This window comes from Campylobacter peloridis LMG 23910 (genome assembly GCF_000816785.1).
Lineage (GTDB): Bacteria > Campylobacterota > Campylobacteria > Campylobacterales > Campylobacteraceae > Campylobacter_D > Campylobacter_D peloridis.
Map to the genome: position 1 here is coordinate 406,779 of NZ_CP007766.1, position 15,046 is coordinate 421,824.

Below are 15,046 nucleotides of genomic sequence, written 5' to 3' on the forward strand. Positions count from 1 at the left end.
TAATTATATTTATAATGATAGTGATTAAAGCTTTTAGCTTTGATCGCTATTTTTTTAAAGAAAATTGTAGTAATCAAAATTTAAATTTAATCCAAGATCCTTTTTTTCAAAAAACAATAAATGTTAAATCCGATCTTTCTTTACAGGCTATTGTTGCTAATAAGGCAAAAATTAATGATAAATGGTATGTTTTAAATGATGATATAGAAGGTTTTAAATTGGTTGAAATTAGAAATTTTGAAGTTATATTAATGGATAAAGAAAGAAAAGTGGTTTTAAAATTGTATGAAAAAAATAATAATATTGTTATTTATTAGCGTATGTTTTGCTAATGGGGCTTTAAAATGCTCTCAAAGAACATTTGATATAAGTGTTGAAACAAAAAGTTCTTTGCTTGAGGTTTTAAATGAATTAGGTAGAGAGTGTAGATTTAGTATTATCATTAAAGATGATTTAGCTAAAAATAAACTAAACAACCAACAAAATTATATTCATATTAGTAAAATGACTCTAAGAGAAATTTTTGATCTTTTGCTAAAGGAGAATAATCTTGCTTATGAATATGAAAAGAATGTTTTAAAAATTTATGGTAAATTAGTTAAAACTTTTAAAGTCCATTACATAAGTTCTATAAGAGAAGGTCAAAGCATTACTAAAGCTTCTGTTGATTCTAGGCCAAGACAAGGGGATTTAGATATTTTTGGAAAGGATGCAGATAATTTAGTTGTTAGCACAGATAAATTTAATTTTTGGGAAAAAATTGCAGAAGAAATACAAGCTTTGTTAGATGATGATTCTACTAAACCTATTATCAATACTAATGCAGGTATTATAACCTTAAATGCAACTCCTTATGAAATAACTAGGGTGCAAAATTATTTAAAAGATTTAAACAAAAGACTAAAAAAGCAAGTGTTAATCGATGTAAGTATAGTTGCAGTTCACTTAAATAAAAGTCATTCTAGTGGGATTAATTGGCAAGAGCTTGCTTTTAAGTTAAATGCAGATGATAAAGAATTCATACTTAATAAAGGTGGAATTAAAAATATTAATTTAAAATCAAATATAGAAATCAAAGCAATTTTAAATTTATTACAAGAAAATGGAAAAACTTCAGTTCTTTCTAATCCAAAGCTAATGGCTTTAAATAATCAACAAGCTATAATTTCTATTGGTGATACTATTAATTATCAAGTTAAAGAAAGCTCCAAAGGAACAGAAAATGGAACAACTATAAGTGAAACTTATAATAATTACTCAATATTTGTAGGTATTTTACTAAATATCTTGCCAGAAATTTCAGATGATCATAAAATTATGCTTAGGATAAATCCAAGTTTAAGTGATTTTAAATATAGTGTAGATAATCACCGCCAAAACAAACCAAGAAATATAGCCCCTGATACTATACAAAAAAAATTATCCACTGTTGTTGAAGTGGAAGATGGACAGACTTTGATTTTAGGCGGATTAATCAGTAAAAATAGCGTCAATAATCAAAATGAAATTAGTGCTCTTTCGAAAATTCCTTTATTTGGCTTGTTATTTCAAGGAAAGCAAAATATAGAAGATGTGAGTGAAATAGTATTCATTATAAAACCAGTGATTGTAAAAGAAGATAAAAAGATATTAAATTTAAAAGAATTAGGATTTGATCATGAAGATTATATGTTTTAGTTTTTTATTTTTATTGTCTTTTTTGTATGCTGATTCTTTTGCGGTGATTAAAAATGAAAAAGTAGATTCTAAAATTTTATATGAGAAATTCATACAAAATCCAAATTATCACAATGCATTAAATCTTGCACAATTTTTTTACATTAATAAAGATTATGATAAAGCTATTTTTTGGGCGGTAGAAGCTAATGAAATTGATAATCTAAAAGAAGAAGCATGGCTTGTTTTTATTAATGCTAAAATAAAGCAGGGTAAAAACTCACAAGCATTAAAAGCAAAAGAAGAATACGAGAAATTATTAAATGTTAAAATTAAATGATGAAGAATTATTTGAATATATAGTTTTTAATAAATTAAGTCAAGATGAACTCTATAGTATAAATGAGCAGTATTTTAAGAATTTGGCAAAAAATTATGGCTTAAATTTTTTGGATTTAAACCAAGAATTAGACTTTGATTTGCATCTAAATACTTTACCTTTGGTTTTGGTGGAAAAATATCATTGTTTTTGTTTTAAAGAAGATGAAGAAAATATTTATATTGTGTCTTTTAAACCACTTGAAGAAGAAGCATTAGCAAAAATACAAAATTTGTTTAGATTTAAAAACATTATAGTGTATATTAGTGCTTTTTGTAAATTTCAATATTTTTTTGAAAAAATAAAATTTTTGATTAAATTTCAAAATTATTCTTATGAAATAGAAAAAATTCTGCAAACTAAGGATGCTCAAGACAATGATATAGTTGAAAATTTTTTGTTTTTAGTGTTATCGTATGCAAGTTTTTTAAAAGCAAGTGATATTCATTTTGAACCTTTAGAAAATGAAGTATTGATTAGGTTTAGAATTGATGGAATTTTAAATTCTATTACAAGTTTATCTCATTCAAATTACCAAGCTTTACTTTTGCATATTAAAATCATATCTTTGTTAAATGTTGCTGAACAAAGAAATGCTCAAGATGGTAGCTTCAGCAAGGAAATTTTCAAGCAAAAATATGATTTTAGAATTTCTATAATGCCTTTGCTTTTTGGGCAAAGTATTGTTATTAGGATTTTAAAACAAGAGGAACAAATTTTATCTTTAGAGCAACTTTTTATTGATGAAAGAAATTTACAAAGATTAAGCCATAGCTTAAATACCCCATATGGTTTAATTTTATTTTGTGGGCCTACAGGAAGCGGTAAAAGTACTTTTATGCATACAATATTAAATCAATTAGATAAAAGTAAAAAAATAATCACACTTGAAGATCCTGTAGAATACAAATTAAAGCACGCTCAGCAAATTCTTTTAAATGCTAAAGTTGGATTTGATTTTAAAAAAGCACTAAGAGGAGTTTTAAGACAAGATCCTGATGTGATTATGATAGGCGAAATACGCGATGAGGAAAGTTTAGATATAGTTTTAAAAGCTTCTTTAAGTGGACATTTGGTTTTAAGCACTTTACATACTAATAATGCTTTAGAAGCTATTTTTAGAATGTTACATATGGGAGCTAAATCTTACTTGATAGCGTGTTCTGTGAATTTAATCATATCACAGCGTTTAGTGCGTAGATTATGTGAATGCAAAGAAGAAATTCATGAAAATATCTTATATAAAAATGAAATAATTAAAGAAAAAATATACAAAGCGAAGGGTTGTGCCAAATGCATGATGAGTGGCTATAAAGGTCGTATTATGATAGCTGAATTTTTATTTTTAGATCAAAATATAAAAACCATGATAGAAAATAATTCTTCTTATGAGCTGATTTTAAATTATGCCTTAAAAAATGGTCTTATAAATTTAAGCGAAGATGCTTTAGAAAAAGTAAAAATGGGCTTAACAAGTTTGGAAGAAATAAAGAAAGTTGTAGTTTGAAAAAATTTAAAATAATTTACATGATAAATGACAAGCAAAAACAAACATTTCTTAAAGCAAAAAATACTTATGAAGCAAGAATGCAGGCTTTAAAAAAATACCATACTATAGTTGAAATTCAAGAATTAGAAGAAAAACAAAGGGCTAAATTTAAAGAAGAGGAATTAATATTTATTTTTAAAGATCTAAATATGATTTTAAAAGCTGGGTTGAGTTTACAAGAAGCGGTTTTAGAATTTTGCAATAATGCTTATGATCAAAAAATAACTCACAATTTTAAAATCATATATCAAAAACTTAAGAATGGAACTTCTTATGATGATGCTTTTAGTGGAATTTTAAATTCTACAGAGTTAGCTATGTTAAAAATTTGCAATGGTAAAGATGATTTAAGTAAAGCTTTTGATATTATCATTGCTTTAAAAGAAAAAAGATTAAAAAATTATAAGCAATTTAAAAAAGCAATTTCTTATCCATTGTTGGTTTTAGTTTGTATTTTGTTTGCCTTTGGTGTTTTAATGGTTTTTGTTCTTCCTGAATTTAAGGCTTTGTTTGAGCAACTTGAACTTAACCTTCCCTTGATCACTAGAATTCTTTTTGCTATAGGAGATTTTATTAATAATTTTTACATTTTTATTGTGGTATTTTTTTTATTGATTTTATGGTTATTTTTTTTATATAAAAATTCTTATTTATTTGATAAATTATGTTTTTATATGCCTATTTTTGGAAAATTAATTTCTTATCAAGATAAATTTTGTTTTTTCTTGATTTTATCGCATTTGTTGAATTCGGGAGTAGATATAAAAAAGGCTTTGAATTTAGCCAATAACGGAGTAAAAAATAAATTTTTAAATACTAAAATAGCAAATGCTATTTATTTGTTTGAATCTGGACTTTCTTTATCACAGGCTTTTTTAAAAATTGAAATTTTTGAAAATTTTGTAATTAGAATGTTAAATTTGTCTTTTAAGAGTTCAAATTTAGATGAAAGTTCTTATGAATTAGCTTTGTTTTTTGAAAATAAAAAAGAAGAGTATATGCAAAGACTTTTTGTGTTATTAGAGCCATTAATGGTCTTTTTTATGGCAGGTTTGATTTTGATTCTTGCTTTGGGTGTATTTTTGCCTATGTGGCAAATAAGTCATGGATTTTAGGCAAGATAATCATAGATAACTTTGATAATGGTAAGTGCAACCATAGTTAAAAAAAGTTTTTTAATAAAAGTTCCTTGTGTTTTTAAAACAAGTTTTGAGCCAATAAAAGCTCCAAGTATTTGACCAATACCCATTAAAATTCCAACCTTCCAAAGCACCTCATATAAATATAAAAATGCTATTAATGCTACGATATTGCTTGTGAAATTTAAAATTTTAGTATTAATGCTTGCATTTTTCATATTAAAACCTAAAAATATCACGCAGGCAAAAATCCAAAAAGTACCAGTACCAGGTCCTAAAAATCCATCATAAAAACCAAGCAATAAACCAAAGGTGATTTGAAATTTTTTCGCATCCATTTTAGCTTCACATTGAACTTTTCCAAGTTCAGGTTTAAAAATAGTATAAAGAAAAACCAAAACTAAGCATATTAGCACAATGATTTTTACAGCATTTTGATCGATCAATAAAACCGCATAAGTTCCAATGGCAGCTCCAATTGCGGTAAATAAAACGCCTAAAGCAATTTTTTCTATATTCATATGCTTTCTATAAGTTAATACAGCAGTTAGTGAACCAAAAGTGCTTTGAAGTTTATTAGTAGCTAAGGCTAAGTGCGGAGGAATTCCACAAGCAAGTAAAGCAGGTATAGTTATCAAACCACCTCCACCAACGATAGCATCAACACATCCTGCAAAAGTAGCAACAAAAAATAAAATCACATAATAACTTAACTCAAGCTCCATAATTTTTCCTTACATTGTCCGATTCTATATAAAGCAAAGTCATATTTTGTAGGATCTTTTGGATCTAATTTTTTTAAATTTTGTGTTAATTCTACAACACTCTTAAAATCATAAATTCTACGCTTTAAAAGCTTAAGCTCCAATGAAACTTTATGCGTATGAGTATCTAGTGGTATAAGCAAATCTTTTTTATCTATATTTTTAAACAATCCAAGATCAAGTTCATCTTTTCTTACCATCCATCTTAAAAACATATTATATCTTTTGAAGGGAGATTTTGGAATTTGAAATTCTTTGGAAAAGAAAAATTCATATCCAAAACTTCTATAAGAATTGATTTTATAAATTTTTTCTATAAAAGTCTTTATGCTATGAATGATATTTTGTTCTTCTTGATAAGCTTTGGTGAAAATATTTTCTAAGCTATCTTCGTTTTTTAATCGTCTTAAGCTTATAAAAATTTGGGCTATATCTTGAGAATTTTGAAAACGATATTTTAAATTTTTACATTCTTTCAAAATTTTTTCTTCGTTTATTTCTAATAAAGAAAAATCAAGTTTTTTTAAAAAATTAACTATATTTTTAGCATTTCCATAGGCAAATAAAGCACAAATTAAAGATATATTTTCATCTTTGTAAATACTAGCAATTTGCAAAGGATCAGGATGTAAAAATAGCTCTTTTTGAGTGTTTTTGCTTATTGCTAAATCATCTAAAAGAGCTTTAAGTTGCATATTATGATTTTAAGCCAAGCAAGGTATCTAGCATTTGATCTACTGTGGTTACTATTTTAGCTGCTGCTCCATAGCTTGCTTGATATTGTATAAGAGCGGCAAGTTCTTCATTTGTATTAACACCGCTTTTAGATTGATATTCTGCATACACTGTGTTATAAACCGTTGTATTGGTAGCATGCGTAAAATTATTACTTTCTGCATTAGAGGCAATTTGGCCTGTAAATTTTCTATAATATCCATCTAAAGCCATGGTATCTACCGTTCCATCTTTGTTATAAAAATTAACTTTTTGAGTTTGAAGCTGTAGCATTGCATTTGCTACATCGTTATTTCCATCAACACCACTAGAACTAGCTTTTAAAGTATTTGGATCATTTCTTATACTTGAATTTACATTGATATTGCTTGCATCTTGTCCGTTGAAAAATGATGATACATTTAAAGCACCAGGAAAATTGGTCCCATTATCTTTAAAGGCTATTTTGTAACCTTCTTTTAAACCATTGATTTGAAAATTTCCACTATCACTTTGTCCATCATAATGATAAAATGCTTTAAAATAATCATCCAAATCATTTCCGTTGTTTAAATCACCTGTATCATCAACATCTGCGTTAATTTGTCTAATAACATCTTCTATGGTGGTATTAACATCGATTTTTATTGTTCTTTTAGCTACTGGATCGCCTTTGTCATTATACACAGTTAATTCAAAGCTTCCTGCTTGGATATTTTTATCATAACTCATCAAAGAAGTATTTGCTTTTAAACCTTTTAAATCATCTGAATTCACTCTATCTGTTGCTGCTTGAGCATAAACATTATTGGTTTGAGTGATAAGAGTTTTTGTAAAAGTATTTAACATATCTTTATATTCTTGTAAAATTCCATCACTAAAAGAATGGGTATTGCCATCATAATTTCTACCTCTTAAATCAAGTTGAGCACCAAGTTGTCCCCCAGTTATTTTTTTTGTTAAATCATATCTGTTTTCATCATTAACTTCATAAGAAATTTCATAAAATCCTTGTGGATTTTTATTGTCAAGTTTTAAAGGATGAAAGCTTGATCCATTAACTATGCTAAAACCTTGTATGCTAAGATCATAATACCTTCCAGAATCAGTCATAGTTGATTCTAAAGTGCTATCTTGGGTACTTTTACCTTTCCAAGCAACAGCATCTACTAATTTTGAAAGCCTAAGCTCTAGCTCATCTCTTCTGTCTCTTAATTGGTTTGCATTATCTGTAGGTAAAACTTCTTCATTCTCAAGTTGTTTATTAATATTTGCAATTTCTTCACCAATATTATTAATTTCATCTACCGTTTGTCTAATTTCCTCATTAACGGTTTGTTGCATTTTGTCAAGTGCTTGTAATGTTTTTTGTATATTTTGGGTAAGTGTGTTTGCACTTTCAACAAGATCTATTTTACTTGCTCCATCACTTGGATTAGAAGCAAAGTTATTCCATGCATCATAATAATTTTTATAATCTTGTAAAATACCAGTTCCTTGCATGTCAGGAAATCTTTGGCTTGCTTCTTGTAAAATTCTTCCTAGATAATCTGTATATTGTTGCTGAGTAGAGGCATTTTTTAGTTTATAATAAGAATGCTCATCGTGCAATCTTTTAATAGTATCTATTTGGGTTCCTGTTCCTAAATGTAATCCACCTCTATCAATAGACATAGCAGAACTTTGAACTGCTCTTTGTCTAGTGTAAAATACTGCATTTGCATTAGAGATATTATTGCCAGTGGTATTAATTTGAAGTTCAGCAGCTTTAATACCGCTAACTCCAGTGTATAAACTATCAAAAATTCCCATTTTTTAGCCTTTAAACATTGATTTTAAACAATGAATCTGGAATTGTTTTTTTATCTCCATAAGCATTATTTGTTCCATTTTGTTCAAACATGGTATTTAAAAGTTTGTCGTAAAAATCTTTTATTACTAAGACTAATTTTGCGTATTCTTTATTTTTTTGGTGTAAAGTATTTAAATTTTGCTTCAAAAGAGCAAGTTTTTCCTTATCTTCATCATCTAAGAGTTCATCTAAACCTTTATTATTTCCTTGATTGCTTAAATCTACTAAAGCTTTATCTAGATTTTTTTTAGCTATTTGAAAATCGTTAACAAGTTTGGTTTTATCTTCCACACTTTTGCTAACATATTGATGGTTTGCAGCTTGAATTTGAGTGATATCTTCTATAGTAAGATTGATGAGTTTTTCTAATATAGAATTTGTTTCGTCTAAGTATTGTTTTACCATTTTTTTATCCTTTCTTAGGCTAAACCCAAAAAAGGATAAAAATTATAATAAAGAATCTGCTATTGCTTTTGATGTGGCTTGTAAGTCTATTTTATACTCACCATTTTTAATTTGAGAAGCAATTAAAGATACTTTACTTTCTTCTACCTTTTGAGTTTCTTTTGCCTTGTTGTTTTCTTTATTTTCTGTTTTGTTCAAATCACTAGTAGCAACTTGAGCTACATAAGTTTGATGTATAGGATTTATCATTTTAAGCCTCCAGTTCTATCGAAAAACTCTAAGAACTATATCGACACTTAAAAAAATAACTTAACCCCTTTCTTTTAAATAATCAAATAATAATTTTGAAAAACCTAAACCACCGCTTAAAGCCTTACTCATAGTGTCATTATACATTGAAGAATAAATTTCATCACTTGCATCTTTTCCAAATAAAGAATTTTCTTGCTTTAAAGAAATATCTAAAACACTTTTGATTAAAAAAGCTTCAAAAGCATCAGTTTGTTCTTTTAAAGCTTTATCCTCATCACTTAGTGTTTGTATATGAGCAATATCATTTTTAAAAGCACTATCTGCATAGTTTTTAGCGGCTTTATAGCTATTGTTATGTTTAGTAATGCTTTCATAAAGTTCACTGCTATAGTTTTTACTTGCTAAATAATTATCAACTCTCATCATATCACCTCTAATTCAGCGCTAATTGCGCCAGCTCTTTTTAAATTTTGCATAATAGCTATAATATCATTTGGAGCTGCTCCGAGTTTATTTAACATTCTTGCTATGTTTGCTACCGTTGTTTTGCTATTTGTAATTTTTAAAGTATTAGATACTGGATCTAAAATACCACCATCTTTCATATCAATTTCATTTTGCCCTAAAGCAACGGTATTATTTGGATCAATTTTTATAGTAATATCTTTGTGAGTGATTAATATAGGTTCAACTTCTATATTTACTCCTGCTACTATAGTTCCTGTTCTTTCATCTATAATTACCTTACTCTCTGGAGTATAAGCTATATCTTGTTCTAACACTCTTGCCATAAATTCAACATGAGAAAATTCTTCAGGCTTTGTTAATTTAATAGTTCTAGAATCTAAAGCTTTTGCTATATCTGTATCAAAAATAGTATTTAAAACTCTTTCTATATTGTTAGCTGTTTTAAAATCTGCTTCTTTTAAACTCAAAATTAAATCATCATTTTGGCTAAAATTTTGAGGAATTTCTCTTTCAACAACAGCGCCATTCATTACATTAGCTGAGGTTGAGTGTGTTCCTGCTGCACCTGGCCTTGGACTAAGTCCACCTATTGCTAAAGAACCTTGAGCTACAGCATAAATTTCACCATCAACTCCTTTTAGGGCTGTCATAAGTAGGGTTCCACCTTGTAAAGATTTTGCATCACCTAAAGAAGCTACGCTTACATCAAGTTTATCACCACTTCTTGCAAAAGCAGGAAGTTTTGCAGTAACCATTACAGCGGCTGTATTTTTTGATTTTATATCACCTGGGCTAACTTTTACATTCATACCTTGGAGCATATTTGAAATAGATTGTAAGGTAAATTCACTACTTGTGCCATCACCACTTCCATTTAAACCAACAACCAAACCATATCCTATAAGTTGGTTATCTCTAACACCTACTACATTGGTAAGCTCTTTGATAGTAGCTGCAAAAACACTTAGATTTAAAACTAAGCAAAATAATAATATTCTCATCGATTATTCCTTTAATCTATGCTATTTTTAGCATAAAAGCAAAAAAAGTTCCAATTTATACAAGCGAGTAAAAACTCAAGCTAGTAGAGCCAAATTTTTTTTCTTTTGTTTTATTGTAATTTTGTATTTTATCTGGGGTTTTAAAAGAACTATGATGTTCAATAATAATAATTTTTACATTTGAATTTTGTATATTTTCTATCAATTTTAAAGTTTTTTCATAAATATCAAAAAACCCTTCTCTGATATCAAATGGAGGATCAAGATATAAGATGATATTCTCTTTGGAATTTTGAATGATTTGAGGGGTTTTTTTAAAAGTATCATCATTAAAACAAATAGTATTTTTATCAATGCTAGAAGCATTTTTTAAAGCTACCTCATAAGCTTTTTTATCTTTTTCTATAGCATAACTCTTTAAACAACCATTACTTCTTGCTTCTAAGGCCATTAAAGCACTTCCCCCAAAAGCTTCTATAAAAATTTTATCTTGCAAAGAATAACGCAATACATTAAAAACACATGATTTTACTATGCTTTTAGTGCTTCTTGTGGTATTTAAACTAGGAAGTAAAATTTTTTTACCTTTGTAAATTCCACTTTCAATAATAGTGTAGATTTTTTGATTTTTCTTTTTTGATTTTTCTTTTTTTTCTTCTTTTGGCTTGTAAGATTTTAAGAAATCTTTTACATTCTGATAATCTTGTATTTTATGCATTATTGTTATCATCTTTGATAAGATTTTTAAGCTCTATTTTATAAAAATCAAATATTTCATCAATTTTTTGATGACTTTCTTGACGCAATTTTTCCAAAATTGCTTCGCATTTTTGATTCATTATTTTTTTCTCGCGCAAGGCTATTTTATATGCAATATTTTGCAAACTTGTATTAAAATCATTTAAGGCGCAAAGTAATTCTTCCATACTAAAAGGCAATGTAAGAAAATTAGATTTTTTATTAATGATAAATTGAGGTTTTTGTGTATTAATTTTTTCATCACAAACGATAAAGTCGCAATCTTTTTTCAAAACTAAAAAATCTTTCAAAGCTATTTCTAAAGTTTTCTCCAAAATCAAATCTTTACATTCAAGGGCAATTTTCATCCTACTAAACTCACTTTTAATTTATGTTTTTTTAAAGTATGCGGTATTATACCTAAAGCTAAGTTTGCAAATTCTGCAAAACTTAGTATATAAAAATCTTCAAAATTTCTATTTGATACAGCTTGTAATTCTTTTGCACATTTATCAAACATATAAAAAGAATAGAAATTTTCTACTATTAAAAAATCACATCCACTATCATAAGCATCTAATACTATTGCAGCAGCACATTCAAATGCCAATTTAGCATTTAAATTTAAAAAACCATATCCACAGCTTTTGTATTTTCTTTCAAAATCAATAATATTTGCATCTACCATTTTGGCAAGTTCTAAAGAACATTTTGCATCACAAAAACCTTGATATACTCCTATGTTAAATTGTTTAAAATAATGTTTAATGTGTTCTGTTTTTAAATTTTCTAAAAAAATTTGTGGAGCATATTGGACTTTTTCTATTTTTTGTATAATCTCATAAGAACTATATTCGCATGCTAGAATATTATCTTCTTTTAACATTGCTGCGTATTCTTGTAAGATATCTTTTGGATCATAATCAATAATAAAATAATTTTTCCCTAAAGGTTTTTCACAAAGTGTGCTTTTAATTCCAACTACTTCTAAAGCATCTTTTATAATATCAAAATGACAAAATAAATCATTATTGCTGTTTGTGTAAATATTATACATTTTTTATCCCTTAAAAAATACTTCTTGCAAGACCTGATTTTACAAGCATAACTTTTAATTCTTTAATATAAGATTCATAGTCTAATTCATTAGCGGATATAAAATTTTTAAATCTAGTGTGATAATAAATTCCTTTTTTTTCATCTGCAACTAATTTTAGAAACTGAGGCGCTTTTTCTGGGTATTTTAAAATCATTTTATAAGCAAAGATAAAAAAGCTATCACCAAGATATTCAGGTAAAAATTCCCTTACTTCACTAGTGTAGTATAAAAAATCATATTGCTTGTAAAGTTCTATATCATGGATATCAATAAGACCTTTAAAATAGTCTAATTTTTCCAAAAAATCGCTTTTATCCATGATTAAATCTTTAGTAGCTCTTTTAGTATCTAGTGGTTCTAAAATGAGTTCTTTACCAAATTGCTTAGCTATATTTTCTAGTTTTCTTCTTTGTCTTATTGCAACTTGATTAACTTTTATACAACTTTCTGGATTTTCTTCAAAATTAAAATATATATCATCTTTTTTAATTTGAACAAGAAGATCATAAACACTCTCAAATTCACTACTATTATAAACATAGGGTTTATAATAAGCTAAATAATCATTATTTTTATCAAAACGAAAAATTTTCAAAGTTATTTGCATATTTTATCCTTATAATATTTTTCATTATATACATTTTAAACTTATAAAAATTTGATTATTATATAAAATAAAAGCTTTTTTGTATAAAATACTCACATGGATAAGGAAAATTTGATTATAAGTGCCTTTGCTAACTCTATTAATGGAGATGATGGAGCGGTTGTTGATGGATATTGTTATTCTAAGGATTTATTTTGTGAAAATATTCATTTTAAAACATCATGGATGAAATTAGAACAAATTGGTGCAAAAGCAATGTTGGTTAATATTTCAGATGCAATAGCTATGAATGCTACTCCAAAATATGCTCTTTTGGGACTTTCTTTGCCAAAATATTTAGATATGAAGCAAATTAAGGCTTTACAAAAAGGATTATTAAATACTGCAAAAGATTTTAAAATACAAATAATTGGCGGAGATACTATAGCTGGAAAAAATATTGATATTAGTGTTACAATTATATCAAAAATTAATCAAAAAGCTATTTATAGAAAAGGTTTAAAAAAAGGTGATCTTTTAGCTTTTAGTGGAAATTTAGGTGAAAGTTTAAAAGGTTTAAATATTTTATATCGAGGTGGTAAATTACATTCTAACCATCGTTTTATAAAGCCTAATTTAAGACAGAATTTTTTTTATGATATAGCTAAAAAAGTTAGAGTAAGTATGGATATATCAGATGGTTTAAATAAAGATTTATCAAGAATGCTTTTTTTAAATCAACTTAATGCAAAATTTTTTAAAAAATTAAATAAATTTATTTTAAATAGCGCAGAAGAGTATGAATTATTATTTGCTTTTGATAAAAAACACAAAGCATTTATACAAAATATGGCTAAAAAACATAGAGTTAAATTGAATATTTTTGCAAAAACAATAACAGGAAGGTATAAATTTTATGGAAAAGAGCATCATTTCTAAACCCTTATATGTATTAAAACATAGTCCAATAAATGTATATTTTTCTAAAAATAGCAATGATTTTGTGGTTAGAGAAAAGCCTTTATATGAATTTAGTGGCAAAGGCGAGCATTTGATCTTGCATATACAAAAAAAAGATCTTAGTACTAGTGAAGCTTTAAGAATTTTAAGCGAACAAAGTGGCGTTAAAATGAGAGATTTTGGATATTGCGGACTTAAGGATAAGCAAGGCTTAACAACGCAGTATATTTCAATGCCTAAAAAAAATGAAGAAAATTTAAAAAATTTTAAACACGATAAGATGAAAATTTTAGAAAGTTTTTATCATGATAATAAACTTAGAATAGGGCATTTAAAAGGAAACTCTTTTTTTATTAGATTAAAAAAAGTTTCAAAAGTAGATGCTTTAAAAATTGAGCAAGCTTTTAAAAATATTCAAGAACAAGGTTTTGCTAATTATTTTGGTTATCAGCGTTTTGGTAAATTTCAAGATAATTTTTTACAAGGTTTAGAGATTTTAAAGGGCAAAAAAATAAAAAATAAAAAAATGCAAGATTTTTTGATTTCTGCTTTTCAGAGTGAACTTTTTAATAAATATTTAAGTAAAAGAATAGAATTTTCTCATTTTATAAATGATTTTAACGAAGCAGAGATAAGACAAATTTATAATTTAGAAAAATCAGAAATTAAGAGTTTAAAAAAACAAAAACATTTTTTTAAAATTTTAAAAGGTGATGTATTGGGGCATTATCCTTTTGGAAAATGTTTTATATGCGAAGATTTACCAAATGAACTAGAAAGATTTAATAAAAAAGATATAAGTGTAATGGGGCTTTTGGTAGGCTCTAAAGCTTTTGAAGTGGGTGAAGGATTAGCTAAAAAATTAGAAGATGATATTTTTTCATCTGTTTATGAATTTAAAAATAAAATGCAAGGTTCAAGGCGTTTTATGTGGGCTTATTTAGAAGAATGCAAATACAATTATGATGAGGAAAAAGCACATTTTAACTTAGAGTTTTTTTTACAAAAAGGCTCTTATGCAACCGTAGTTTTAGAAGAAATTTTGCACATGGATATTTTTGAGCATACACATAATGCATAATTTTTAAAAATGATATTAAATATCAGAAAAAATTTATCTTTTATAAATTATAATAACAATTATCATTTTTATAAAAGGAAACTCAATGTCGGTTTTAGTTATTGGAGCAGATGAGATAACTCCTATTAAAGCAGTTTTGACAAATTTAGGTGCAAAAAATATAGAGCATTGGGATGCTAGAAATGAAAATAGAGTAAATAAAAAACCTATCCCTCAAAATACTGAATGTATAGTTATGCTTACAAGTTTTTTAAATCATAATACCATGAAAAAAATAAAAACAGAAGCAAAAAAACGCAATATACCTTTAGTTTGCGCAAAGCGTAGTGTAAGTTGTGTGTATTGTGAGTATTGTAAGGTTTTTGGCTTAGAGCAAGAATATCAATGCCTTAAAAAAGGTTAA

General features: G+C 26.7%; 19 protein-coding genes. 8 read left to right on the forward strand and 11 right to left on the reverse strand.

The window, feature by feature from the left end; translation table 11 throughout:
* The first annotated feature begins 14 nt into the window (after positions 1–14).
* The 5 genes from CPEL_RS02005 to CPEL_RS02025 are packed head-to-tail and all read left to right on the forward strand — an operon-like array spanning position 15 to position 4,699.
* Positions 15–317 carry a hypothetical protein gene (locus CPEL_RS02005; protein WP_148308764.1) on the forward strand — a complete coding sequence of 101 codons (303 nt, stop codon included), beginning with the start codon at positions 15–17 and terminating at the stop codon, positions 315–317.
* Positions 286–1,677, forward strand: coding sequence for a pilus (MSHA type) biogenesis protein MshL (gene mshL / locus CPEL_RS02010; protein ID WP_044598406.1), 1,392 nt, complete (start codon positions 286–288; stop codon positions 1,675–1,677). The genes CPEL_RS02005 and mshL overlap by 32 nt, the downstream gene beginning before the upstream one ends.
* Positions 1,658–1,996 carry a transformation system, membrane protein CtsX gene (locus CPEL_RS02015; RefSeq protein WP_049984562.1) on the forward strand — a complete coding sequence of 113 codons (339 nt, stop codon included), beginning with the start codon at positions 1,658–1,660 and terminating at the stop codon, positions 1,994–1,996. The genes mshL and CPEL_RS02015 overlap by 20 nt, the downstream gene beginning before the upstream one ends.
* The gene (locus tag CPEL_RS02020; RefSeq protein ID WP_044598407.1) at positions 1,980–3,542 is read left to right on the forward strand and encodes a transformation system, type II secretion system ATPase CtsE; all 1,563 of its coding nucleotides are present in this window, start codon (positions 1,980–1,982) and stop codon (positions 3,540–3,542) included. The genes CPEL_RS02015 and CPEL_RS02020 overlap by 17 nt, the downstream gene beginning before the upstream one ends.
* Positions 3,539–4,699: a transformation system, type II secretion system membrane protein CtsF gene (locus tag CPEL_RS02025; protein ID WP_044598408.1), complete on the forward strand. Its 1,161-nt coding sequence runs from the start codon at positions 3,539–3,541 to the stop codon at positions 4,697–4,699. The genes CPEL_RS02020 and CPEL_RS02025 overlap by 4 nt, the downstream gene beginning before the upstream one ends.
* Here CPEL_RS02025 and CPEL_RS02030 read toward each other — a convergent pair.
* The 11 genes from CPEL_RS02030 to CPEL_RS02080 are packed head-to-tail and all read right to left on the reverse strand — an operon-like array spanning position 4,696 to position 12,623.
* The gene (locus tag CPEL_RS02030) at positions 4,696–5,448 is read right to left on the reverse strand and encodes a TSUP family transporter (RefSeq protein WP_044598409.1); all 753 of its coding nucleotides are present in this window, start codon (positions 5,446–5,448) and stop codon (positions 4,696–4,698) included. The genes CPEL_RS02025 and CPEL_RS02030 overlap by 4 nt on opposite strands.
* Positions 5,433–6,182 (reverse strand): TIGR02757 family protein, encoded by a 750-nt coding sequence (locus CPEL_RS02035; protein WP_044598410.1) that lies wholly within the window; start codon positions 6,180–6,182, stop codon positions 5,433–5,435. Before CPEL_RS02035 ends, CPEL_RS02030 begins: the two co-directional genes overlap by 16 nt.
* 1 nt (position 6,183) lies before the next feature.
* Complete coding sequence (gene flgK, locus CPEL_RS02040; RefSeq protein ID WP_044598411.1) at positions 6,184–8,013, reverse strand: flagellar hook-associated protein FlgK; 1,830 nt, start codon at positions 8,011–8,013, stop codon at positions 6,184–6,186.
* Positions 8,014–8,023: 10 nt separating this feature from the next.
* The gene (locus CPEL_RS02045) at positions 8,024–8,458 is read right to left on the reverse strand and encodes a flagellar protein FlgN (RefSeq protein WP_044598412.1); all 435 of its coding nucleotides are present in this window, start codon (positions 8,456–8,458) and stop codon (positions 8,024–8,026) included.
* Between the two features lie 42 nt (positions 8,459–8,500).
* Positions 8,501–8,707, reverse strand: a complete 207-nt coding sequence (locus CPEL_RS02050; protein WP_044598413.1) for a flagellar biosynthesis anti-sigma factor FlgM — start codon at positions 8,705–8,707, stop codon at positions 8,501–8,503.
* 60 nt (positions 8,708–8,767) lie between these two features.
* Positions 8,768–9,133, reverse strand: a complete 366-nt coding sequence (locus CPEL_RS02055; RefSeq protein WP_044598414.1) for a rod-binding protein — start codon at positions 9,131–9,133, stop codon at positions 8,768–8,770.
* Complete coding sequence (locus CPEL_RS02060) at positions 9,133–10,179, reverse strand: flagellar basal body P-ring protein FlgI (protein ID WP_044598415.1); 1,047 nt, start codon at positions 10,177–10,179, stop codon at positions 9,133–9,135. The genes CPEL_RS02055 and CPEL_RS02060 overlap by 1 nt, the downstream gene beginning before the upstream one ends.
* Before the next feature lie 55 nt (positions 10,180–10,234).
* Positions 10,235–10,897, reverse strand: coding sequence for an RsmD family RNA methyltransferase (locus CPEL_RS02065; protein ID WP_044598416.1), 663 nt, complete (start codon positions 10,895–10,897; stop codon positions 10,235–10,237).
* The gene (locus CPEL_RS02070; protein ID WP_044598417.1) at positions 10,890–11,285 is read right to left on the reverse strand and encodes a hypothetical protein; all 396 of its coding nucleotides are present in this window, start codon (positions 11,283–11,285) and stop codon (positions 10,890–10,892) included. Before CPEL_RS02070 ends, CPEL_RS02065 begins: the two co-directional genes overlap by 8 nt.
* The gene (locus tag CPEL_RS08685) at positions 11,282–11,974 is read right to left on the reverse strand and encodes an HdrB C-terminal domain-containing protein (RefSeq protein ID WP_049984563.1); all 693 of its coding nucleotides are present in this window, start codon (positions 11,972–11,974) and stop codon (positions 11,282–11,284) included. The genes CPEL_RS02070 and CPEL_RS08685 overlap by 4 nt, the downstream gene beginning before the upstream one ends.
* A gap of 10 nt (positions 11,975–11,984) precedes the next feature.
* Positions 11,985–12,623: a DUF5644 domain-containing protein gene (locus CPEL_RS02080; protein WP_049984564.1), complete on the reverse strand. Its 639-nt coding sequence runs from the start codon at positions 12,621–12,623 to the stop codon at positions 11,985–11,987.
* Positions 12,624–12,719: 96 nt separating this feature from the next.
* On the opposite strand from CPEL_RS02080, the gene CPEL_RS02085 reads away from it, so the two are divergent.
* The 3 genes from CPEL_RS02085 (at position 12,720) to CPEL_RS02095 (ending at position 15,046) form a co-directional block, all read left to right on the forward strand.
* Positions 12,720–13,541 carry a thiamine-phosphate kinase gene (locus CPEL_RS02085; protein WP_044598418.1) on the forward strand — a complete coding sequence of 274 codons (822 nt, stop codon included), beginning with the start codon at positions 12,720–12,722 and terminating at the stop codon, positions 13,539–13,541.
* On the forward strand, positions 13,519–14,643 hold the full coding sequence (gene truD, locus CPEL_RS02090) for a tRNA pseudouridine(13) synthase TruD (protein WP_414437337.1): 1,125 nt from the start codon (positions 13,519–13,521) through the stop codon (positions 14,641–14,643). The genes CPEL_RS02085 and truD overlap by 23 nt, the downstream gene beginning before the upstream one ends.
* A gap of 85 nt (positions 14,644–14,728) precedes the next feature.
* On the forward strand, positions 14,729–15,046 hold the full coding sequence (locus CPEL_RS02095; protein WP_044598420.1) for a DUF2325 domain-containing protein: 318 nt from the start codon (positions 14,729–14,731) through the stop codon (positions 15,044–15,046).